Annotated in this window: 17 protein-coding genes; 5 read left to right on the top strand and 12 right to left on the bottom strand. The window is 73.6% G+C overall.

The genetic code is table 11. From position 1 onward, the window contains the following. Position 1 precedes the first annotated feature (1 nt). The 8 genes from ACFRFC_RS05050 to ACFRFC_RS05015 form a co-directional block, all read right to left on the bottom strand. Positions 2-961, bottom strand: coding sequence for an ABC transporter permease (locus ACFRFC_RS05050; protein WP_382683302.1), 960 nt, complete (start codon positions 959-961; stop codon positions 2-4). After that, positions 958-2,520 (bottom strand): ABC transporter substrate-binding protein, encoded by a 1,563-nt coding sequence (locus ACFRFC_RS05045; RefSeq protein WP_382683305.1) that lies wholly within the window; start codon positions 2,518-2,520, stop codon positions 958-960. Before ACFRFC_RS05045 ends, ACFRFC_RS05050 begins: the two co-directional genes overlap by 4 nt. A gap of 37 nt (positions 2,521-2,557) precedes the next feature. Beyond that, positions 2,558-3,349, bottom strand: a complete 792-nt coding sequence (locus tag ACFRFC_RS05040; RefSeq protein ID WP_382683307.1) for a class I SAM-dependent methyltransferase — start codon at positions 3,347-3,349, stop codon at positions 2,558-2,560. Between the two features lie 95 nt (positions 3,350-3,444). After that, positions 3,445-4,695: an MFS transporter gene (locus ACFRFC_RS05035; RefSeq protein ID WP_382683310.1), complete on the bottom strand. Its 1,251-nt coding sequence runs from the start codon at positions 4,693-4,695 to the stop codon at positions 3,445-3,447. Beyond that, a complete protein-coding gene (locus tag ACFRFC_RS05030) occupies positions 4,692-5,747 on the bottom strand; it encodes a dipeptide epimerase (protein WP_382683312.1) in 1,056 nt (351 codons plus the stop codon). The genes ACFRFC_RS05035 and ACFRFC_RS05030 overlap by 4 nt, the downstream gene beginning before the upstream one ends. After that, a complete protein-coding gene (locus ACFRFC_RS05025) occupies positions 5,744-6,829 on the bottom strand; it encodes a PLP-dependent cysteine synthase family protein (protein WP_382683315.1) in 1,086 nt (361 codons plus the stop codon). Before ACFRFC_RS05025 ends, ACFRFC_RS05030 begins: the two co-directional genes overlap by 4 nt. After that, positions 6,826-7,635 (bottom strand): Rossmann-like domain-containing protein, encoded by an 810-nt coding sequence (locus ACFRFC_RS05020; RefSeq protein WP_382683756.1) that lies wholly within the window; start codon positions 7,633-7,635, stop codon positions 6,826-6,828. The genes ACFRFC_RS05025 and ACFRFC_RS05020 overlap by 4 nt, the downstream gene beginning before the upstream one ends. Before the next feature lie 392 nt (positions 7,636-8,027). Beyond that, positions 8,028-9,284: an ATP-grasp domain-containing protein gene (locus ACFRFC_RS05015; RefSeq protein WP_382683318.1), complete on the bottom strand. Its 1,257-nt coding sequence runs from the start codon at positions 9,282-9,284 to the stop codon at positions 8,028-8,030. A gap of 316 nt (positions 9,285-9,600) precedes the next feature. Between ACFRFC_RS05015 and ACFRFC_RS05010 the strand changes: the two genes are divergently transcribed. Next, complete coding sequence (locus ACFRFC_RS05010; RefSeq protein WP_382683321.1) at positions 9,601-10,176, top strand: TetR/AcrR family transcriptional regulator; 576 nt, start codon at positions 9,601-9,603, stop codon at positions 10,174-10,176. Between the two features lie 186 nt (positions 10,177-10,362). Here ACFRFC_RS05010 and ACFRFC_RS05005 read toward each other — a convergent pair whose 3' ends face one another. Continuing rightward, on the bottom strand, positions 10,363-11,154 hold the full coding sequence (locus ACFRFC_RS05005) for a pyridoxal-phosphate dependent enzyme (protein WP_382683323.1): 792 nt from the start codon (positions 11,152-11,154) through the stop codon (positions 10,363-10,365). Positions 11,155-11,305: 151 nt separating this feature from the next. Next, on the bottom strand, positions 11,306-13,006 hold the full coding sequence (locus tag ACFRFC_RS05000; protein WP_382683326.1) for an IclR family transcriptional regulator C-terminal domain-containing protein: 1,701 nt from the start codon (positions 13,004-13,006) through the stop codon (positions 11,306-11,308). 250 nt (positions 13,007-13,256) lie between these two features. On the opposite strand from ACFRFC_RS05000, the gene ACFRFC_RS04995 reads away from it, so the two are divergent. Together ACFRFC_RS04995 and ACFRFC_RS04990 are read left to right on the top strand one after the other, a co-directional pair. Beyond that, the gene (locus ACFRFC_RS04995; RefSeq protein WP_382683328.1) at positions 13,257-14,474 is read left to right on the top strand and encodes a 4-hydroxybenzoate 3-monooxygenase; all 1,218 of its coding nucleotides are present in this window, start codon (positions 13,257-13,259) and stop codon (positions 14,472-14,474) included. Between the two features lie 216 nt (positions 14,475-14,690). After that, the gene (locus ACFRFC_RS04990; RefSeq protein WP_382683331.1) at positions 14,691-14,897 is read left to right on the top strand and encodes a hypothetical protein; all 207 of its coding nucleotides are present in this window, start codon (positions 14,691-14,693) and stop codon (positions 14,895-14,897) included. 94 nt (positions 14,898-14,991) lie between these two features. Here the strand turns inward: ACFRFC_RS04990 and ACFRFC_RS04985 are convergent, their stop codons facing one another. After that, complete coding sequence (locus tag ACFRFC_RS04985; protein ID WP_382683333.1) at positions 14,992-18,315, bottom strand: amidohydrolase family protein; 3,324 nt, start codon at positions 18,313-18,315, stop codon at positions 14,992-14,994. Positions 18,316-18,762: 447 nt separating this feature from the next. Between ACFRFC_RS04985 and ACFRFC_RS04980 the strand changes: the two genes are divergently transcribed. Continuing rightward, complete coding sequence (locus ACFRFC_RS04980; protein WP_382683335.1) at positions 18,763-19,842, top strand: glycerophosphodiester phosphodiesterase family protein; 1,080 nt, start codon at positions 18,763-18,765, stop codon at positions 19,840-19,842. A gap of 97 nt (positions 19,843-19,939) precedes the next feature. After that, positions 19,940-20,365, top strand: a complete 426-nt coding sequence (locus ACFRFC_RS04975) for an SRPBCC family protein (RefSeq protein WP_382683338.1) — start codon at positions 19,940-19,942, stop codon at positions 20,363-20,365. A 141-nt stretch (positions 20,366-20,506) separates the two neighbouring features. Here the strand turns inward: ACFRFC_RS04975 and ACFRFC_RS04970 are convergent, their stop codons facing one another. Next, positions 20,507-21,031, bottom strand: coding sequence for a VOC family protein (locus ACFRFC_RS04970; RefSeq protein ID WP_382683341.1), 525 nt, complete (start codon positions 21,029-21,031; stop codon positions 20,507-20,509). Between the last annotated feature and the right edge of the window lie 121 nt (positions 21,032-21,152).

Genomic DNA, 21,152 nt, shown 5'->3' with positions numbered 1-21,152 from the left:
GTCACGCCGCCACCCCCGCCCGTGGGGTGAGCCGGTGGGCCACCAGGTCCGCGCCCAGGTTGAGGACGACCGTCAGCACCCCGAACACCACCGCGAGCCCCTGCACCACCGGCACGTCCCGTTCGGCGACCGCGCCCAGCAGGAGCGTGCCGAGCCCGGGGATCACGAAGAGCGCCTCCACGACGATCACCCCGCACAGCAGCCAGTCCACCGTGCGGGCGAGTTGCTGCACGGCCGGGGCGAGGGCGTTGGGCAGCGCGTGCGCGTACCGGACGCGGGCGCCGCCGATGCCGTACCGCCGGGCGTGCACGGCGTAAGGGGCGGCGAGTGCCTCGATCATCCCGGCCCGGACCAGGCGCACGATCGAGCACACCGGGCGGGACAGCAGCACCAGCACCGGCAGGACCAGCACCGCCGGATGGGCGAGCAGGTCGGTGCCGTACCCGACGGCGGTCGGCGGCAGCCAGCCCAGGCGCAGGGCGAGGACGGTCACCAGCAGCACGCCGAGGGCGAATTCCGGTACCGCGTACACGGCGAGGGTGCCGGAGCTGATCAGCCGGTCCGTGAGCCGTCCCTCGTGGCGGGCGGCGAGGACGCCGAGGCCGAAGCCGAGCGGGATCAGCAGGGCGAGGGTGAGCCCGGCGAGGAGCAGGGTGGGGCCGAAGCCGTCGGTCAGGTACTGGGAGACCGGGCGGCCGGAGACCAGGGAGGTGCCGAAGTCGCCGTGGGTGAGGCCCGCCGCCCACCGCGCGAGGCGTTCATGGGCCGGGCGGTCCAGGTGCATGGCCTCGCGGATGGCGGCGATCCGGGCCGGGTCGGGCTGGTCCCCGGCCAGCGCCACCGCCGCGTCGCCCGGCAGCGCCTCGGTGAGCGCGAACACCAGCAGCACCACGGCCGCCGTCTGCGCCACGCCGAGCAGCAGCCGCCGGGCGACGAACGAACGCCAGGGGCTGTGCCTCACGCGAGCCAGACCTTGTCGAAGCGGGCCCAGTCGAGGGTGTTGGCGGGTGCCTCGGGGACGACCCCGCGGACCGTGCGGGCGGTGCCGAGGATCCAGTCGGCGAAGCCCCACACCAGGAACCCGCCCTCGGTGTACAGCCGGCGCTGCATCCGCTCGTAGACCGCCGCCCGGTCCTGCTCGTCGCGGGTCGACTGGGCCTGCCGGTACAGGGCGTCGAAGTCCTGGTGCGCCCACTTGGTGGCGTTGGTGGAGGAGTCGGTGAGCAGCCGCTGGGAGATATGGGCCTCGATGGGCATGGCGCCGGAGCGGTAGCAGGCGAGGGTGCCGGAGTCGAGGATGTCGCTCCAGTAGGAGTCCTCGCTGCCCATCTTCACCTCCACGGTGACGCCCGCCTGTGCGGCCTGGTCGCGGAAGATCCCGGCGGCCTCGGTGAATCCGGCGGCGACCGAGGAGGTGTCGAGGGTGACCTTCAGATCCTCTGCTCCGGCCTCCTTGAGCAGGGCGCGGGCCCGGTCGAGATCCTGGGTGCGCTGCGGCAGGCTGTCGGCGTAGTACGCGTAGCCCTTGCCGAACAGGTCGTTGCCGATCTCGCCCGCGCCGGAGAGCGCGCCCTGGAGGAGTTCCTCGCGGTCGGCGATGAGGAAGAACGCCTGGCGCACCCGGGGGTCGTCGAAGGGCGGCCGGTCGGTCTTCATGGCGAACGCCTGCATGGCGCTGTTGCGCAGCCGCACGATCTCGATCTGTCCCTTGCCCTCGTGGGCGCGGGCGGTGGTGGGGTTGAGTTCATGGGCGTACTCGATCTGGCCGCCGAGCAGGGCGTTGACGCGCGCGGACTCCTCGTTGGCGACGAGGAACTCCAGCTCGTCCAGGTAGGGGGCGCCCTCCCAGTGGTCGTCGTAGCGGCGCAGCACGGCGGAGCGGCCCGGGTCGAAGGACCCGAACCGGAAGGGCCCGGAGCCGATCGGCGCCCGGTCGAAGTCGTCCGCCCCCTCGGGGACGATGTACGCGCCGAACGCGGCCAGCACATTGGGGAATTCGGCGGTCGGCCGCTTCAGCACGAAGTCGATGCTCCGCTCACCGGTCGCGCGGCTCGCGTCGAGGTCGATGGGTTCCAGGGACGCCTTGGCGCGGAACGCCTGCTTCGGGTCGGCGATCCGGCGGTAACTGTGCAGGACGTCGGCGGCGGTGACCGGACGGCCGTCGTGGAAGCCGGCCTCGCGCAGGGTGACCTGCCAGCGGTCGAGGCCCTGGCTCGACTCCCAGGACTCGGCGAGGCGGGGGCGGGCGGAGAGGTCGGGTCCGTAGTCGGCGAGCTTGTCGAAGAGGGCCTTGGCGCGGGCGACATCGAGGAACAGGTTGGCGAGGTGCGGGTCGAGGGTCTCGCTGGCGCCGCTCCCGGCGAAGGCGGCGCGCAGCCGCCCGCCCTTGCGGGGTGTGCCGTCGCCCTTGTCCTCGGCGGTACTCCCCCCGGTGCCGCAGCCGGTGAGGGCGAGCGCGGCGGCCCCGGTGGCGGCGAGGAAGCCACGGCGGCGCGGGCCGGGGAAACGGTCGATGTGCATGCGGATTCCTTGTCGGTCATGGGTCATCGGTGGGGGGTCAGCAGGCCGGTCCGGTGCGGCGGGCGACCACGTGCAGCCGGTCCGCGTCCGCGTCGGTGCCCGGGGAGCGGCCCTCGTGCCAGGGCGGTTCGGTGCGCGGGCCGGGGCCGTCGTGGAGTTCGAGCACCTCGAAGCCGTGCGCGGCGAGCAGGGCGCGCAGTTCCTGCGGGAACAGCAGCCGCCAGGCGGAGCGTTGTTCGACCGGGGGCGGCCCCTCGCCCGCCGTCCAGACCCGGACCCGGCGCAGCAGTTGGGCGGTGCGGTCGACGGTGAGGGTGGTCGTGGCGCGGTGGACGGTGCCCTGCCAGGTGAACGACCGCACGGTGGGCGTGTCCAGCAGTTCCGTACGGCCCAGGAAATAGGCGCCGTTGCGCATCTCGGCGACCAGCAGCCCACCGGGGACGAGCGCCCGGCGGCAGGAGGCCAGCGCCCCGGCGAGCTGGTCGTTGGTGTGGCAGTACAGCAGCGCGCTGTCCAGGCAGAGCAGGGCGTCGAACTCCCCCAGCGCGAAGCCGCGCAGGTCGGCGGGGACGTAGACGGGCCCGGCGTGGTGCGTGCGGGCGTATCGGAGCATCGCCTCGGACAGGTCGGCACCCGTGACGGTACGGCCGCCGCGATGCAGGTGGGCGGCGTCCCGGCCGGTGCCGCAGCCCAGGTCCAGGACCCGGCGTCCGGCTCCGTGACGGCGAAGACAGTCCTCGGCCCAGCGCCCGGCGAGCCGGTCGGGGTCGGGGAAACGGGCCTCGTACAGGGCGGGGTGGTCGGTGAGCAGATTGGGCGGCGCGGACACGGTGTCTCCTCCTCTTCCTTGGCCGTTCTGGGCGTTTCATGTGATCGGGCGTGGCCGGTACTGCGGTGCTCACGCCGTGGCCGCAATGCCGGTGCTCACGCCGTGGCCGGTACGGCGGTCCGCGCGGGCGTGGGCAGTACGTCGAGCCGCCGCAGCCACACCACCCCGAGCGCGGAGGCCAGCCCGAACAGGGCGCAGCACAGCCACGGCAGCCAGCCGACGCCGCCCGCGCCGGTGTCCATGGCCCAGCCGACGAGCGTGTTGCCGAGGGCGGCGGCGATGCCGGAGACGACGTAGAAGATCCCGAAGTAGGTGCCGGTGAGGCCGGGGCGGCCGAAGCCGGGGATCAGTTCCATGACGAAGGGCTGGGCGATCATCAGGCCGAGGGACAGGAGCAGGGCGCCCAGCAGCACGGGCAGGGCGCGCAGCACGGCGTCCCCGGTGCTGTCCGGGGTGCCGCTCAGCCAGGCGGGGGGCAGGAAGGCGAGTGCCATCAGGGCGAGTCCGGTGGCGATCCAGCGGCCCCGGCTGCCGCGCCGCTTCAGGGCGCGGGTGATCCGGAGCTGGAGGACGAGGTTGGCGAGGGTGCCGACGGCGAAGAGCAGCCCGGCGGCGCCGTCCCACCCGGTGGCCTGGCGGGCTCCGGCGGGCAGCAGGAGATAGAGCTGGTTCTCCAGGGTGAACATGCCGACCAGGGCGAGCGCGAAGGCGAGGAAACTCCGGTTGCCGAGCACTTCGCGCCAGTCGGCGAGCAGTCCGCCCTTGCCGGGTGCGACCTGCCGGGCGGGCAGGACGAGGGCCTGGGCGACGGTCAGCAGGGCGAAGATCCCGGCGGCGGTGAGCGCGGAGGTACGGAAGTCGATGAGCAGCAGGAGGCCGCCGAGCAGGGGTCCGAGCAGCGCCCCGGCCGTGGCGAACACGTTGAACAGGGCGAACGCCTCCGCCGTGCGCTCCCCCGCCTCCCGCGCCAGATAGGCCCGTACGGCCGGGTTGAACAGTGCCCCCGCGAGCCCGCTGAGCACGGACGCGGCGAGCAGGACGGTGAGCCCGTCGCCGAGTGCGAACAGCCCGAAGCCGACGGTGCGCAGCGCGCACCCGGTGATGATCACCCCGCGTGCGCCGAGCCGGTCGGAGGCGGAGCCGCCGATGAGGAACAGCCCCTGCTGGCTGAGGTTGCGCACCCCGAGCACGACCCCGACGACCGCCGCCGACATTCCGAGGTTCTCGGTGAGGTAGGTCGCCAGGTAGGGGACGAGGAGGTAGAAGCCGATGTTCACGCCGAGCTGATTGACCAGCAGGAGGCGTACGGCGAGGGGGAAGCGGCGTATCTCGTGCAGGGTCCTCATCGCGGCCGTGCCTCCTCGACGCCGAGCCCGGGCCGGTCGCTCGCGCGGACGAGGCCGTCGGTGCCGCCGATCCCGGTCCATGGGTCGTGGGCGAGCAGCAGATGGCCGTCGAGGTCGGCCCAGCGGGCCCGGTCGGCCAGGTGGACGGCGGGGGCGAGGCCCAGGGTGCTGGCGGTGAGACAGCCGAGCATCAGCTCCGTACCGCTGCCGTCGAGGGCCTCGGCGATCCGCAGGGCAGCGTGCACGCCCCCGCACTTGGCGAGTTTGACGTTGACCCCGTGCACCCGCCCGGCGAGCCGGTGGACGTCGGCCAGGCTGACCGCGTCCTCGTCGGCGATGACGGGAAGGGGTGAGCGTTCGGCGAGCCTGGCCAGCCCCTCCGGATCGCCGGGCGCGATCGGCTGTTCCACAGCCTCGACCCCCAGGTCGGCCCAGCGCGGCAGCAACGTTTTTGCCCGTGCCACGCTCCAGGCGCCATTGGGGTCCAGCAGCAGCCGTACACCGGGCACGGCGTCCCGAACGGCCCGGACGCGCGCGAGGTCGTCCTCGGGGTCGGGGGTGCCCGCCTTGAGCTTGATGACCCGGAAGCCGTGGGAGGCGAGGGTGCGTGCCGTGGCGGCGGCCCGTGCGGGGTCGGTGATGCCGATGGTCCGGGCGGTGGCGGCGACCGGGGTCTCGGGTGCCCCGAGCAGGCTGTGCACGGGCCGTCCGGCGCGCTTGCCGACGAGGTCCAGCAGCGCGGAGCCGACGGCGGCGGTGACGGCGGGCGGGGTGTCTTCTGTCGGGGTGTCGGCACCGGCCCACTCCCCCGCCCCCAGTGCTTCGAGGGCGGTCTCGGGGTCCGGGAAGCGGTGCACGCCCGGCGCGGTGAGGTGCCGGTGGAGGGTGGCGGTGTCGAGGCCGTAGTAGACGCTGGTGACGGCTTCTCCGTGGCCGCGCAGCCCGTCGTGCTCGACGGTCAGCCAGACGGTGTCCCGGGCGGTCATGGTGGAGCGGGATATGCGCAGGGGTTCGGCGAGGGTGAGGCGCTCGGTGCGCAGGGTGGTCCTCATGGGGTGTCGCTCCGGGCGGTGTGGGCGAGGGGGTCGGTCACCCGGGTGCAGCGGGCCCAGCCGGTGGCCTCGGCGGCGTGGGGGTGCGGGATCTCCACGGGGCGGGTGGCGGCGTCGGCCGGGTCGATGCCGTGGGCGGTGGTGAAGTCGTCGTCGTAGACCGTGCCGAGGTAGCGGTGCGGGCCGTCGGGGAAGACGGTGGCGACGACCGCGCCGGGATGGACGCGGGCGGCCCAGGCGGCGACGCGGGCGACCGCGCCGGTGCTCCAGCCGCCGGTGACGAAGCTGCCCCGGGCGAGTCTGCGGCAGCTGTCGACGGCTTCGGCGGGGCCGATCCAGTGGACCTCGTCGAACGCGTCGTAGGCCACATTGCGCGGATGGATGCTGGAGCCGAGGCCGCGCATCAGCCGGGGGCGGGCGGGCTGGCCGAAGATGGTGGAGCCGGTGGCGTCGACGCCGACGAGCCGCAGCCGGGGCCAGTGGGCGCGCAGCGGGGCGACGAGTCCGGCGCTGTGGCCGCCGGTGCCGACGCTGCACACCAGGATGTCCAGCTGGTCGAGCTGGACGGCGAGTTCGGCGGCCAGCGAGGCATAGCCGGTGGTGTTGTCGGGGTTGTTGTACTGGTCGGGCCAGTAGGCGCCGGGCAGTACCGCGAGCAGTTCGCGCACCCGGGCGAGCCGGGCCGCCTGCCAGCCGCCCCGCGCGGCCGGGCGGTCCACGATCTCCAGCCGGACGCCGTACATGTGCAGCAACTGCCGCATGGACGGCTCCAGTTCGCTGTCGCCGACCAGCACCACCGGGTGGCCGAGGGCCTGTCCGGCGAAGGCGAGACCGATGCCGAGGGTGCCGGAGGTGGACTCCACGACCGGGGCGCCGGGGTGCAGTTCGCCGCGCTCACGGGCGCCGAGCAGCATCGACACCGCGGCCCGCGCTTTCATGCCGCCCGCTCCGAGCCCTTCGAGCTTGGCCCAGAATCCGGGGTGCGGCTGCGGGAGCCCGGCGGTGATCCGGGCGAGGGGTGTCCGGCCGAGCAGCCCGAGCAGTTCGGGGCGGGCCAGCGGTCGCAGGTCGGTGAGGGTCATCGCTGGGCTCCGGGCGGCTGGGCACGATAGCGGTGGAGGACGCCGGGCCCACCGTCGAGCCAGAAGAAGGGGTACGGTTCCGCGCACACGGCGCTGACCCCGTACCCCAGGAAACGGGGCAGGATCGCGCTGCCGGTCTGGGCGAACAGGACGAGTTGCTTGCGCCGGGCGAGCGCGTGGCGGCGCAGCGGGTCGAAGGTGCCGTTGCCGAGGGTCATGCCGGAGACCAGCAGCGCGTCACAGTCGTCGGCGGCGGCGAGGGCATCGACGGCGACAGGCTCTCCCCACTCGGTGCGGCCCCCCTTCAGATCACAGGGCACATAGCGCAGTCCACGCGACCGCAGTGCCTCCAGCAGCGAGTTGACGACCCCGACGACCAGGACGGTGGCCCCGGCGGGCAGTTCGAGGAGTTCTACGACGGCCCTGGCGCGGGCGCGTGATTTGTGCAGGGAGGATCCGGCGGGCAGCGGCACGGGCCGGGCGCCGTGGGCGGGGGTGTGCGGGTGGGTGTGCAGAAGGTAGGCGTCGAGCGCGGCGATCCGGACGGGGGCCAGCGGGTGGTCCAGCAGGCTCGCCACATCGGCGCCCACGCAGTCGCCGGGCGCGCTGTCGGGCAGGGTGCCGGGCTCGACGGCACAGGAGCCGACGGCCTCCGCCAGCCGCAGGCTGAGCACCTCGTTGCGGTAGCCGGTACCCCGGCCGTCGTGCCGGACGGCCTGATGGGTGGTGAAGGCGACGGAGACCCGGAGGGCGGCGGGGTCGGGCCCGTAGCCGCCGCACCGGACCCGGTCGACGAGGCCACGCAGGTCGGGGGGCGGGTTGTCGGCTCTCGTGGGGGCGGGGGCGCGTGGGGCGGGGGATGTGTCGGCGGCCCCCGTGGGGGCGGGACCACGCGGATCACGGAACGTACCGGCGGCCCCCGTAGGGTCGAGGCCGCGCGGATCACGGGACGTGCCGGCCTTCATCGGATCGAGGCCGCGCAGCTCGCGGGACGTGCCGGCCCTCATCGGATCCGGACCCCGCAGATCAGAGGACATGCCGACACCCCTCACCACATCACCGGACCCGCACAGGTCGAGGGGCACGTCGACGGCGTTCACCGGGTCGGAGCCGCGCGGGCCGAAGGACGTATCGACGCCCGGCGTCGCATCCCTCACCGGATCAGGCCCGCGTCGGCCGGGGAAGGTGCGGGCGCCCGTCATCGGATCACCAACCCGGCGTGCAGCGAGCCCAGCAGCCGGTCCACGTGGGCGCGGGCTCCGGGTCCGGCGGGGTCGCCCGCCATGACATGGCCGAGGTACTCGTTGTTGCTGCCCGCCGCCCTGACGGTCGTACCGGGCGTGGGGAGCTGGACCTCCAGGACGCCGGGGGCGTCGCGGAGGGCGTCGGCGTCGAGAGCGCCGAGGGTGCCCGCGCGGTCCGGGACCAGGAAGCCGATGGCGGCGCTGCGCAGTCCGGTGTCCGTGCGGCGCAGGTCGGGGGCGCGGCCGAGGGCCACCTCGACGAGGGCGGCGGCGAGGTCGACGCCGGTGACATGGCGGATCAGCTCGGTGATGCGGTTCCCGGCGGGCCGGGGATTGACCTCGACCAGGCGGGGACCGGCCGGGGTCAGTTTGATCTCGGTGTGCGCGACCGTGCCGTCCGTCAGGCCGAGCGCCTTCAGGGCGTCCAGGGCGGTGCGTTCGGCGTCGGCGAGGGCGGTGGGCGCCAGGTCGGCGGGGAACATGTGGCCGGTCTCGATGAACGCGGGTGCGCCGCCGACGCTCTTGTCGGTCACCCCGATCACCTCGACCGTGCCGCCGTACGACACCGTCTCGACGCTCACCTCGGGCCCGTCCAGGAACTCCTCCAGCAGGACGGCCGGGTCCCGGCGCTGGCCACGCGCGTTGACGGGGAACTCGGCGAGCGCCCGGAACGCGGCGGCCAGCGCGGCCTCGTCCGCGACCTCGCGCACGAACATGCCCGCGCACAGATCGACCGGCTTGACGACCAGCGGATAGCCGATCTCCCGTGCCGCCCGCGCCGCCTCGGCCCACTGCGTGCACACGGCGAACCGGGGTCCGGGCACCCCGGCGTCCGCCAGCACCCGGCGCGTCAGATCCTTGCGGCAGGCACTCTCGACCGCCTCCGGACCGGGTCCCGGCAGCCCCAGCCGACCGGCGATGCGGGCTGCGGTCGGCAGGTAGTAGTCACAGGAGGTGAGCACTCCGTCGAAGCCGAACACCGCGTGCAGCCGCTCCGCCTCGGGCAGCAGGCTCGCCGTGTCATTGGTGTCGGCGGTGATGACATGTCGGGCGCCGAGCAACGGGTGCGCGGTCCCCTCGGGCGCCGACCGCAGATAGTGGTGCAGGTCACGGGTGAGGAAGGTGAACTCGTGCCCCGCTTCCCGGATCGCGCGTGGCAGCAGCCTGCTCATCGAGCCGACCCAGCTCTCGACCACCAGCAGATGACCCACAACTCCCCTTTTCTGTATCGGTATACGGCGGTTCGGCACACCGAGCGGCGACTCGGCGCGCGCCCGTCACCCCCGCCGCGCCGACACGTTATCGATAATGGTTCCCATTGTCATCTGATTGCGAGAACCGGGCCCGCCACTGCCGTACGCCCGCGCCCCGCACGACCACACCCCACCGCCCGCCCGACGGCGCCGCCCGCCCGACACGACGCCCGGAGTACTCTGCCCGTAGTGATCTGAGATCAGAGATCCGAGATCCGAGATCAGAGATCAGAGATCCGACCGGTGACCGTACGAACCCACCCCCGGAGCCCCGATGGTGCGCAGCAACCCCCAGCGACGGGCCGCGCTCGTCGACGCCGCGATCGAGGTGCTGGCCCGTGAGGGGGCGCGGGGGCTGACCTTCCGGGCGGTGGACACGGAGGCGGGAGTACCGGCCGGGACCGCCTCCAACTACTTCGCCAATCGCGACGAGTTGCTCACCCAGACCGGTGCCCGGGTCTACGAGCGTCTGGTGCCGGACGAGGAGACCATCGCGCGTCAGCGGACGGCGGCCCCGGACCGGGAGACGTACGCCCGGCTGATGCATGAACTGGTGGGCCGGGTCAGCGCGTTCCGCAGCGGCTATCTCGCCCTGCTGGAACTCCGGCTGGAGTCCACCCGCCGCCCGGAACTGCGCAAGATCCTGACCGAGCGGGCACGCGCCGACCTCGACGCGAACATCGCCTACCACCTGGAGTCCGGGCTACCCGGCGACACCACCTCCGTAGAGCTGCTCTACCTCGCCCTGAACTGGCTGATCGTCGAACAGCTCACCCTCCCGGACGTGCTGTCGGACGCGGAGCGGGAGCGGCTGGTGAGGGCGGCGGTGGAGCGGATCGTGGTGAGGTAGGGCCGTGCCGGAGGCCGGGAGCAGGGTGCCCGGCAGTGAACGGCCCGGCCGCCGTACCGGCGAGGGCGGTGCCCGGGGGTGACCCGTCGCCGCCAGGACCAGGGCGGGTGTCCTCCTCCCTGTCTGGCCCTGGCCGTGCTGCTCTGGGACCACCATCACCGCGCCCAGCCACCTGGCCGCGCCCCCTCATCTCGCGACCACGACCACCACCGCGCCCGCGGCCTCCGTGCCGTCCCGGTGCATTCGGTCCAGCACCTGGCGGGCGCTCCCGAGGCAGGTGCCGTCGAGGGTGGGGAGGGTCAGGTCGGCGGGGGTCTCCGGGGGCGTGCGCGGCCGGGCGGTCACGGCGAGGCGGGTGTCCGAGCCGGGCCGGGCGCGCAGATGACGGCCCACGGACGCGGCGCAGACGCCGTCCTCCATCACGATCCACGCCAGGGGCGCCGCGTCCAGAAGCTCCGCGCCGAGGCTGTACGGGCCGTCCCAGTCGAGGGCGTCGGCGAGTCGGTGGCGGTGGTCGAGGAAGTGGCCGCCGGCCCGTTCGGCCAGTTCGCGGGCCGACTCGTGGTCCCCGAGGGGTGGTTCGGCGGGACGGCAGCGTCCGCCCCGTCGCTCGATCGCCCGCAGCCCGGCCGGATCGGCCGACGCCGGGACGACGGCGGTGTAGGCAAGGCCGAGCAGTTGCGCGAAGTACGCCTGTGCCACGGCCAGATCGCCGCTCGCCGCGTCGAAGAGGGGGGTGTCGCGGTCGATCCGGCCCTCGCGCAGGGCGTCCAGCAGCAGATCGCGGGCCGGGCCGTGCGCACCGCTGCCGCTGGGGCGGCGGGACTCGTCCTTCAGATAGACCCGCGCGCCCGGCCGGTCCGGAAGCGGGACGAGATCCAGGGGTGTGGGTGGTTCGGCCGCCCGGTCCGCCAGCAGCAGATCGATCGCCCGACCCGCCCAGACACTCGGGGACTTCTCACCGTGTTCATGTGCCATTCCCGATCCCTTCATCAAGATTCCGATGCTAAGCGGAGGAAAGGGGGTAATCGGCAAAAGTCACTGGGAAGTTGGGCGTACGAGGTTGAGCTGACGCACACCTGTCCGTATCCCGGGCGGCCGGGAGGCCGGTGATCGGGCGTGGCCCCGGTCAGAGGGTGGGTACGCGGGCGAAGCGGGCCGCGATGTGGAGGTCCGCCTCGATGGCCGCCGCGGTGGCGCGCAGTTCGGGCAGGACATCGGCGACGCACGCCTCGGGGGTGCGGCGGCTGCTGTGCACGGTGACGTTGACGGCGGCGACGGGCGTGCCGTCGCGGTCGCGGACCGGGACGGCGATGGAGCGCAGGCCCTCCTCCAGTTCCTCGTCGACCAGGGCGTAGCCGTCGGCACGGGCGCGGTCGAGGAGGGCGGCGAGGTCGGCGGGGCCGGTGACCGTGCGGGAGGTCAGCGGGTCGCGGGCGAAGGGCCCGAGGCGGGCCGCGCGGTCGGCGGGCGGCAGGGCGGCCAGGAGGACCCGGCCGACGGAGGTGGCGTACGCGGGGAGACGGGAGCCGACCGCGATGTCGACGTCCATGATCCGGCCGGTGGTGACCCACGCCGTGTACTGGACCTCGTCCCCGGTGAGCACGGCCAGCGCGGCGGAGTCCTGGACGCGCCGGGTCAGTTCGGCGAGGTGGGGGCGGGCGACGCGGGTGAGGGTGGTTCTGGACAGCGGCGGGAAGCCGAGGGCGAGGACGCGCGGGGTGAGCCGAAAGCCTCGGTCGCGGGTGGTGACGTAGCCGAGGTGGTCCAGGGTGATCAGGGCGCGGCGGGCGGTGGCGCGGGCCAGTCCGGTGGCCTCGGCGACGGCGGTGAGGGTGAGCTCGTCGCGGCCGTCGCCGAACGCGGTGATCACGGTCAGGCCGCGGGCCAGCGACTCGACGAACTCCCGGCCGAGTTCCTGCTTGGACGCGCCGGTCCACCCGGCGAGCCCGGACGGGGCGCCGGGTGGACCGGGCGGGTGGGGCGCGGCGAGCGTGTGTTCCATGGTGGTGACCGCCGCGCGCAGCCGGGGCAGCAGGGTGCCGTGCAGCGAGTCCGCGCTGTGCCGGCTGGTGTGGCTCACGACGCTGGCGACGCAGGCGATCCGGCCGTCCGGTGTGCGCACGGGCGCGGACAGGGCGATCAGGCCGGGCTCGATCAACTGGTCGTCCAGCGCCCAGCCGTCCGCCCGCGCCCGCTCGACGGCCGCCGTGAAAACGGCGTCGGGGGCGATGTGCGGCCGGGGCGGTACGGCCGGGAAACCCCGGTCCTGCGGGTCGGCGGCGCGGCGGTCGTGCCAGCGGCGCCAGTCCTCGGGCGTCCACTCGGTGGCGAGCAGCGGGCCGGGCGCGGTGCGTTCGGCGGGGAGCAGGTCGCCGATGCGGAAGCTGAGGGAGAGGGCGCGGCGCCGGGTGGCCTGGTGGATGAAGCGGATGCCGTCGCCGTCCGGCACCGCGAGCGACACCGACTCGTCGAGCGCGTCGGCGAGGGCGTCGGCGTGGCCGCCGAGCAGGGCGGGCAGCCGCAGGGCGGCGAGGTAGGCGTTGCCGAGTTCCATGAGACGCGGGGCGAGGGCGGCGTCGCGGCCGTCCAGCCGTACGTAACCCATGCGCGCGAGGGTGGCGGCGATCCGGTCGACGGTGGAGCGGGCGAGCCCGGTGGCGCGTTCCAGTTCGCTGAGGCTGGCGGTGCCGCCGGTGTCGGTGAGGCGGCGCAGCACGGCGATCCCCCGGACGAGGGGGGCGACGGCCTCCGGCGGAGGCGCGGGCGCCAGAGGCGGGCCGGCCGGCGGCAGGGTGTGGCCGGTGGTGATGGGCGTCAGGGGGGTCATGGGCTCTCCGTGGCGGATGTCCGGGCCACCGTAGTCGGGGCGGACCGGGGGAGCACAGCGGCGGGGTACGCGTGCGGTCCGGTGCCCGGACCGTTGACAGGGCCCGGCACCGGGCGCAGACTCACACGGGAAGAGTGTGAACTATATTTCACCAGACGAACAGACGAACAGGCGAACGTCGTACGTGTATCGCACGGGTATCGCACGAGCGTCACGACCTCGACGACATCGGGGAAACGAGGAGAAGACCATGCACACCACGGTCGGGATCATCGGCGGCGGCCCCTCCGGGCTGCTCCTCGCCCGCCTGCTGCACAACGCGGGCATCGACAGCGTGGTCCTGGAGCGGCGCGACCGCGCGTACGTCGAGCAGCGCCAGCGCGCCGGAATCCTGGAGCAGGCCACGGCGGACGTGCTGATCGCGGCCGGAGCCGGGGCCCGCCTGGAGCGGGAGGGGATACCGCACGACGGCATCGAGCTGCGCTTCGGCCGGCGCGCGCACCGACTGGACTTCCCGGCGCTCACCGGCGGACGGCGGGTGTGGGTGTACGCGCAGACCGAGGTGGTGAAGGATCTCGTCGCGCTGCAACTGGCCGAGGGCGGACCGCTGCTGTTCGAGGCGGAGGTCCACGCGGTGGAGGGCGCGGACACCGACCGACCGCTGATCCGCTACACCCACGAGGGCCGCGAGCAGACCCTGACCTGCGACTACGTCATCGGCTGCGACGGCTATCACGGGGTGGCCCGCACGGCGGTGCCCGAGGGGGTGCGCAGCACGTACGAGCGGGTCTATCCGTACTCCTGGCTCGGCATCCTCGCCGAGGCTGCGCCCGTCTATGACGAGCTGATCTACGCCCATTCCGACCGCGGCTTCGCGCTCGCCAGCATGCGCTCGCCCACGGTCAGCCGGCTCTACCTCCAGGTGCCCAACGGCACGGACCCGGCCCACTGGCCGGACGAGCGGATCTGGGACGAGCTGGACGCCCGGTTCGCGATCGACACCGAGCCGGGCTGGCGGCTGAAGCGGGGGCCGGTCACCGGCAAGTCGGTGCTGCCGATGCGCAGTTCGGTGACCGAGCCGATGCGGCACGGGCGGCTGTTCCTGGCCGGGGACGCGGCGCACATCGTGCCGCCGACCGGCGCGAAGGGGCTGAATCTCGCGGCAGCCGATGTGGTGGTGCTCGCCCGCGCCTTCGCCCATCTGAAGGAGACCGGCTCGGCCGAACTGCTGGAGTCGTACTCCGACACCTGTCTGCGCCGGGTGTGGCGGGCCGAGCACTTCTCCTACTTCATGACCACGACCCTGCACACGGACCCGGACCAGAGCCCGTTCGAGACCCGGCTCCAGCTGTCCCAGCTCGACCGGGTGGCATCGTCCCCGCACGCGGCGGCGGAGCTGGCGGAGAACTACACGGGGCTGCCGCTGGGCGAGGCGGAAGGGGCACAGGGGGCAGGCGCGGCGGAGTGAGCGCCGTCCGATCGTGATCCCGGCCGCGCGTCCGCCGCCGACCGGCCCCGGGCGCCGGCCCCCGCGCGCCGGGTGCCGGGTGCCAGGTGCCGGGTGCCAGGTGCCGGCTCATGATCCACTGTTCCACCCCCTCCCCCGCACCACCGCCCGTGCTGACAGGATGGCCCCGACCACGCCGGGGACGCGCCCGTGTCCCCGGAACGAAGGGGGAAGCCCATGGTGATACTCGTCCTGTCCGTCCTCGTCGTGCTGGCCGTCGCCGGGTGCGCCTGCGTCGTCTGGGCCTCGCGCGGCGGCCCGCGCTGGGTGCGCGGTGTGGCGTCGGCGACGGTGATGGCGGGCGAGCTGGTGCGCAAGTCGAACCGCTCGCAGAAGAACTCGGGGCCGGGTTCGCAGTCGGGGTCAGGGTCGGTCGACGGGTAGCACCGGGCCGGACCCCCGCGGCGCGGTGCTACCCGGGGTGACCGGCCCGGTGAGCACCGTCAGCGCGGTGAGCGCCGTGAGCGCGGGCCCCAGGTCAGCCGACGTGATGCGGGTCGCAGCACCCCTCCCGCCGCATCTGGCGGCTGACCTCCAGCCAGTCCACGGACGCCCGCGCACCGGCCTCGTCCGCCTCGTCGTTCGGCCCTGTCGGCGCGAAGTCCTCCAGCAGATCGGCCTGTTCGAACAGGACCCCGCCCCGCAGCACGGCCGGCGTGCGGATCAGCGTGGCGAAGTCGGTGAAGGGATCGCCGTCCACGATCGTCAGATCGGCCAGTTTGCCCTCCTCCAGCGTGCCCAGATCGGCGTCGGCGCCGAAGACACGTGCGGGCAGCACGGTGACCGTCCGCAGGGCCTCGGCCGGGGACAGGCCCGCGCGGTGCAGGGCGCGCAGGCCCAGATGGAGGCTGAGGCCGACGGCGACGAGCGGCTGGTCCGTGCCGAGCGCGACCAGGCCACCGGCGGCGAGGATCCGCCGGTAGACATCGGTCTCCCGGCCGAGCGTCGCGAGCTGGTCCGGGGTCGGCGGGGCACCGGCCTGCTGCCGGACCAGGGCGATGTCCCACGGCGGCATCAGCGCGGCGACGCGCGGGTCGTCCGCGAGGGCCGGGTCGGCGCCCAGCAGCGGCACCGAGGTGAAGGGCGTGGCGACGAGATGGAAGCCGGTGCCGGAGTAGATCTCCGTGACGTCCTGGTAGGCGTTGCCGCGCGCCGAGGTGGCGTGGCCGAACTCCAGTCGCTGGGTGGCCTGGAGATGGGTCGTCAGATCCTGCCCGAGCTGTACGCCGGGGCTGCACAGATGGCCGCCGGTGCGCACCCCGAGCCGTTCGTGCGCGAAGTCGGCGGCCTCCTTCATCACCCAGCCGGGGGCCCGTACGTACGTCTTGACGAAGTCCCAGTCCAGGGCCTGCGCGCGGGCGAGTGAGCGCTCCAGGCCCTCGCGGGTGCGGTGGGCGCGGCCCATGCTGTAGGCGACCCGGGACCCGTCGAGGAGTTCGCCGGTGGTGAGCAGCCGGGGCCCGGTGAGGACACCGGCGGCGACGGCCTCGCGGATGCGGGCCTGTTCGTAGGCGAAGCCGCCCAGGGAGACGGCGGTGGTGATGCCGTACGCGATCTGGAGTGCGGTCTGGCGTCCGCCGTAGGTGCTCTGCCAGGGGTGGGTGTGGGCGTCCCACAGGCCCGGGACGACGGTCCGCTCGCTCGCGTCGACGCGGCGGGCGGCGGGGCGTGCGGGGCGGTGGGCCGCCACCTCGGTGATCCGTCCCTCGCGGATCACGACGTCGACGTCCTCGCGGACCTCGGTGCCGGTGCCGTCCCAGAAGCGGCCCGCGTGCACGACCGTGTCGGCGGGGCGGGGTCTGCGGTAGTCGAGCGGGACCCGGACGGTACGGGCCGTGCCGCTCGCGATGTCGATCAGGCGCAGGCTGCCCGCGGAGAGGTAGAGGAGGCTGCGGGCGTCGGCGGACCAGGAGGGGTGGTCGGCGGCCTCGGTGGTGAGGCGGCGGGGTGCTCCGTCGGGGGTGCCGTCCGGGCGTACCGGCAGCAGCCACAGCGCGGATTCGGAGATGACGGCCATCCAGCGGCCGTCGGGGGACCAGACGGGTCCGGAGTCGTAGCGGTCGGAGAGGGAGGTGTGCGGGGCGACGGCGTGCAGGGTGGCCGTGCCGTCGGTGGTGTCGAGGACCCGGATGAGGTTGTAGCCCTCGCGGAACCGCCGGTTGAGCCGGTTGCGGTCGCACAGCGCCACGTAGCGGCCGTCCGGGGACCAGCTGGGGCGCCCCGGCAGGCCGCCGGCGCCGAGCGGGGCGGCGAGGAGGCGTTCGGGGCCGTCGGGCCGAACCTGGTCCAGGTCCAGGTCCTGGACCAAGAGGTTGCCGGACATGTCCAGGCAGGCCAGCCGGGTCCCGTCGGGCGAGAGGGCGGGGAAGACCCGGCCGCCCCCGGCGAGCACGGTCTCCGCGCCGGAGGCGAGGTCGCGCCGGCGCACGGCGAACAGCCCGTCGCGGTCGTCGGCGTAGACCAGGCCCTTGCCGTCGGGCGTCCAGACCGGCGCCAGCACATAGCGGGTGGCGGGGACCTGGAGGATCTTGCGGGGCGCCCGGCCGCCCTCGGTCCCGGCGGTCCACAGCGCGTTCAGCGCGGCGAATGCGACGGAACGGCCGTCGGGCGCGAGGGCGGGCAGGTGCAGCGCCCGTACCGGGCGGGTGCCGGCGCCCTCGAAGTCGTACGTCTTGCCACGGTAGGGCGGCCGGTCCACCGGCAGTGCGGCGGTGAACGGGATCTCCTCCGGGTCGCCCGGCGCATCCGGGTCGAGCAGCCGGAACCGGCCGTCGACGGTGAGCAGCAGCCGTTCGCCGTCGGTCCAGCGGGGCGGCGCGGGCAGTACATCGCCGTCGACGGCGACCGGCCGCCCGTCGACCACGAGGGTGCAGGAGGCCGTGGGCGCGACGGTGGTGCGCAGATAGGCCAGGCGTCCGGCGGGTGAGACGGTGGGGGTCATCAGCTGGGCGCCGGAGTCGTCGGTGTGCTCGGTGGTGACCGGGCCTGAGCCGTCGGCGGCCACGGCCGCGATGGTGTCCGCGCGCAGGGTGCCGGTCGCGGTGACGGCGGCGCGCACGAACAGCACCCGCTCACCGTCGGGCGACCAGGTGGGGTCGGAATCCTCCCACTCACCGGCGGTCCCCGGCTCCTGCCCTCCGGTGAGCCGGGTCAGCGCGCCCGTGCGCACGTCCACGGTCCAGATGCGGTACGGGGAGCCGGTCACGGTGTCGCCGCCGCGCTCGGAGGCGAACGCGATCCGGGTGCCGTCCGGCGACCAGGCGGGCCCCCGGTCGTCGTACGGGCCGTCCGTGAGCTGCCGCAGCCCGGAGCCGTCGGGGCGGAGCGTCCAGAGGTGGAATCCGCCTCCTTGGTAGGCGCAGACGACGAGGGTCCCGCCGTCGGGCGAGAACAGCGGGCGGGTGGGTTCGAACCCGGCCTGGGTGAGCGGCACGGCCTCGCCGCCCTCGCGGGGGACGGACCACAGGACGCTCTGGATCTCGGCGATCAGCCGGTCACCGCCGGGCGCGAGGGTCGCGGAACCGCCGGTGGCGCGGGTGAAGGTGAGGGTGGTGGTGGCGGGGGTGGCAGAGGTGGCAGAGGTGACGGATGCGGCGGAGGTGGCCGGGGCGGCGAAGGCGGCGGGGGCGGCGATACCGGCCATGCCGGTCATACCAGTCATGCCGGTCAGCGCGGTCGCCGTGGCGGTGGTGGTGGCCTGGAGGAATCTGCGGCGGGACAGCGGCGTGTCCGGCGGGGTTTCCGGGCGGGCGGGGAAGGTGCCGGCGGGACGGACGGTGTCGGGGGTGGCTTCGGAGTCCAAGGGTGCTCCCAGTGCACGGAGTTGGGGTACCGGAGAGAAGAGACCACTGGGCAACGTACGGGGGCGGGGCGTGTCACGGGGGAGACGAGGGCGGTTATCGGCCGATGTTCACTGTCTGATCGGGGCGGCGGACAACGGGGGGGGTGGGGCGGCACCGGCTTCCTCCTGCCGAGGGGGTTGGTGGCGGCGGTGGCGGTGACGGTGGCGGTGCCGACACGGTCCCGTCCCGGGTGGCGGAAGGGTTCGAAGAGGCCGCCGATACGGTCGGGGCCCCGGCCCGCCCGCGGTCGGCGACGGTCAGGCGCGGCCCTCCAGGGGCACCTGGATCCGCCCCTCGGGGAAGACCGTTCCCCGGCCATTCACGGCCGCATCACCTCGCGGCGGTTGCCCCCGCCCGTGCCCGATCTACGGTCGTGAGGTCACCCGATCCCGTACGAGTGAGGTGCGATGTCCGCAAGACGAGTCCTCGCCGGCCTGGCGCTGGCGCTGGCCCCGGTGTTCCTGGTGTCCGCCCTGCCCGGCACCGCGCAGGCGGCGAACGGCGGCCCTGGGGTGCCGCCCCGCAAGACACAGTTCGATCTCCAGGCGCACCGCGGTGGTCTCGGCCTGACGACGGAGTCGACCCTGGCGGGGTTCGCCAAGGCGCTGCGGCTCGGCGTGAGCACCCTCGAACTGGACACCCAGGTCACCAAGGACGAGAAGGTGGTCGTCACCCACGACCGTCAGGTCAGCGCCACCAAGTGCCGTGACACCGGGCCCGTGGTGCCGGGCGACCCGATGTACCCGTACGTCGGCAAGTACATCAAGGATCTGACGCTGGCCCAGATCAAGACCATGGACTGCGGCTACCAGCAACTCCCCGGCCACCCCGGGCAGGAGGTCGTCACGGGGGCCCGGATGGCCGAGCTGAAGGACGTGCTCAACCTGGTCAAGAGCTACCGGGCGTACCAGGTGACGCTCAACATCGAGACGAAGGTCGAGGCGGGCGCACCCGAACAGACCGCGCCGCGCGAGCTGTTCGTGCGCCGGGTGTACGAGGAGATCCGCAGGTCCGGTCTCCAGGACCAGGTCAGCATCCAGTCCTTCGACTGGGGCGCGCTGAAGGCGATGCACGAGCTGGCCCCGAAGTGGCCGCTGGTCGCCCTCACCAACTACGACTTCCTCCAGGTGGGCAAGGAAGGCGCCTCCCCGTGGCTGGGCGGGATGGACGCCGACGACTACGACGGCGACTTCGTGCGGGCGGCCTCCACGATCCGCGGCGTCAAGGCCCTCTCCCCCAACTACGGCTTCCCGCAGAACGGCAAGCTCGGCGACCCGGGCTTCCGCTTCTACCCGGACGAGCAGATGATCGCCGACGCCCACGCCAAGGGCCTGAAGGTCATCCCGTGGACCTGTGACGACCCGGCGACCATCGAGGCGTTGATCGACCTGGGCGTGGACGGCATCATCACCGACTACCCGGACCGGGTCCGCCAGATCATGGCGGAGCGGGGGATGCGGTTGCCGAAGTCGTACGGCCCGCGCTGATCCGGTGAGGCGGGGCGGTGTCCACGCTTGTGGGCCCGACCCCGCACGGCCGTTTCGTTCAAGACCGGGACCCGGGCCGACGGCTACGGTCGCGACCATGGGAACAGCAGAGACGTACGAGCACACGCACAGCCTGCACCTCAGCACACGGATCGAGCGGCCCGCCGAGGAGGTGTACGCCTTCGCGTCGGCCCCGTCCAACATCCCCACCTGGGCCGGCGGGCTGGGCAGTGCCGTGGAGCAGGTCGACGGCCGCTGGATCGCGGACTCCCCCATGGGACGCGTCGAGGTCGTCTTCGTACCCCGCAACGACTTCGGCGTCCTCGACCACGATGTCACCCTGCCGTCGGGCGAGGTCGTCCACAACCCGGTACGCGTGATCGCCGACGGCGCCTCGGCATCGGAGGTGCTGTTCACCCTGCGCCGCCGGGACGGCATGACCGAGGAGCAGTTCCGGCGGGACGCGGAGACGGTGAGGGCGGATCTGGCGACGCTGAGGCGGGTGATGGAGGAGGCGGGGTAGGGGACTCTCGTAGAGGACTCTCGTAGAGGACTCTCGTAGGGGGCTCCCGCAAAGGGCTCTCGTAGAGGGCCCTCGGGAGGAGTGCCTCGCCGGAAGCCTGGATTCCCCCTCCCCCCTCCCCCCTCCCCCCGCCCGTCGCCCTCAGCGCACCGGCGCGCTGCTCCGCCCCCGCCGCCGGCCGCTCAGCTCGGCGTCGAGCGTCTCCTGGGCGACCCGCATGCCCTCGGCGTACACCGGCTCCTGGAGGCGCTGCCACATCTGGTCCTCGGTGAGTTCCTCGACGCGGGCACTCACCCACCAGATGTTTCCGAACGGGTCCTTGATCCGGCCGCCGCGCTGCCCGAAGGCGTCGTTGGCGAGTGCCGTGAGGACCTGCCCGCCGGCCGCGAGGGCCCGTTCGAACGCCTCGTCGGCGTCGGGGACGTACAGATTGAGCAGGCTGGGCAGGACGGGCCAGTCCGCGCGCCGGTCGAAGGCGAGGACCACCGTGTCGCCGACCCGGATCTCGGCGTGCCCGATCAGCCCGTCCTCGGTGGTGACCCGCCCCAGTTCCACCCCGCTGAACGCCTCGCTGACGAAGTCGAGAAAGGCTCCGGTGTCGTCCGTGACGACCCAGGGCGCGACGGTGGTGTATCCCTGCGGGGCTGCGGAGGTCTGGTCGGTCATGGTCCGTCCTTCTGGTGGGTGAGGTGTGGTGGTTTGGCATGGGGTGGTCGGTGATGAGGACGACGGTAGGCGGGATATAGGTCAGATTCTGGCCTCTTTGCGCTCCGGTTCCGCGGCGAGG

This window comes from Streptomyces sp. NPDC056734 (assembly GCF_042790455.1).
Classification (GTDB): Bacteria; Actinomycetota; Actinomycetes; order Streptomycetales; family Streptomycetaceae; genus Streptomyces.
The sequence above is the reverse complement of the archived record's forward strand: the minus strand, read 5'-3'. Positions and strand labels throughout refer to the sequence as shown.

Excerpts from the sequence above, each read along its gene's own strand:
- ACFRFC_RS05005 (WP_382683323.1), bottom strand. The coding sequence starts at position 11,154 with ATGGCACATGAACACGGTGAGAAGTCCCCGAGTGTCTGGGCGGGTCGG.
- ACFRFC_RS04970 (WP_382683341.1), bottom strand. The coding sequence starts at position 21,031 with ATGACCGACCAGACCTCCGCAGCCCCGCAGGGATACACCACCGTCGCG.
- ACFRFC_RS05045 (WP_382683305.1), bottom strand. The coding sequence starts at position 2,520 with ATGCACATCGACCGTTTCCCCGGCCCGCGCCGCCGTGGCTTCCTCGCC.
- ACFRFC_RS05030 (WP_382683312.1), bottom strand. The coding sequence starts at position 5,747 with ATGAGGACCACCCTGCGCACCGAGCGCCTCACCCTCGCCGAACCCCTG.
- ACFRFC_RS05000 (WP_382683326.1), bottom strand. The coding sequence starts at position 13,006 with ATGACCCCCCTGACGCCCATCACCACCGGCCACACCCTGCCGCCGGCC.
- ACFRFC_RS05010 (WP_382683321.1), top strand. The coding sequence starts at position 9,601 with ATGGTGCGCAGCAACCCCCAGCGACGGGCCGCGCTCGTCGACGCCGCG.
- ACFRFC_RS04975 (WP_382683338.1), top strand. The coding sequence starts at position 19,940 with ATGGGAACAGCAGAGACGTACGAGCACACGCACAGCCTGCACCTCAGC.
- ACFRFC_RS04995 (WP_382683328.1), top strand. The coding sequence starts at position 13,257 with ATGCACACCACGGTCGGGATCATCGGCGGCGGCCCCTCCGGGCTGCTC.
- ACFRFC_RS04990 (WP_382683331.1), top strand. The coding sequence starts at position 14,691 with ATGGTGATACTCGTCCTGTCCGTCCTCGTCGTGCTGGCCGTCGCCGGG.
- ACFRFC_RS04980 (WP_382683335.1), top strand. The coding sequence starts at position 18,763 with ATGTCCGCAAGACGAGTCCTCGCCGGCCTGGCGCTGGCGCTGGCCCCG.
- ACFRFC_RS05025 (WP_382683315.1), bottom strand. The coding sequence starts at position 6,829 with ATGACCCTCACCGACCTGCGACCGCTGGCCCGCCCCGAACTGCTCGGG.
- ACFRFC_RS05035 (WP_382683310.1), bottom strand. The coding sequence starts at position 4,695 with ATGAGGACCCTGCACGAGATACGCCGCTTCCCCCTCGCCGTACGCCTC.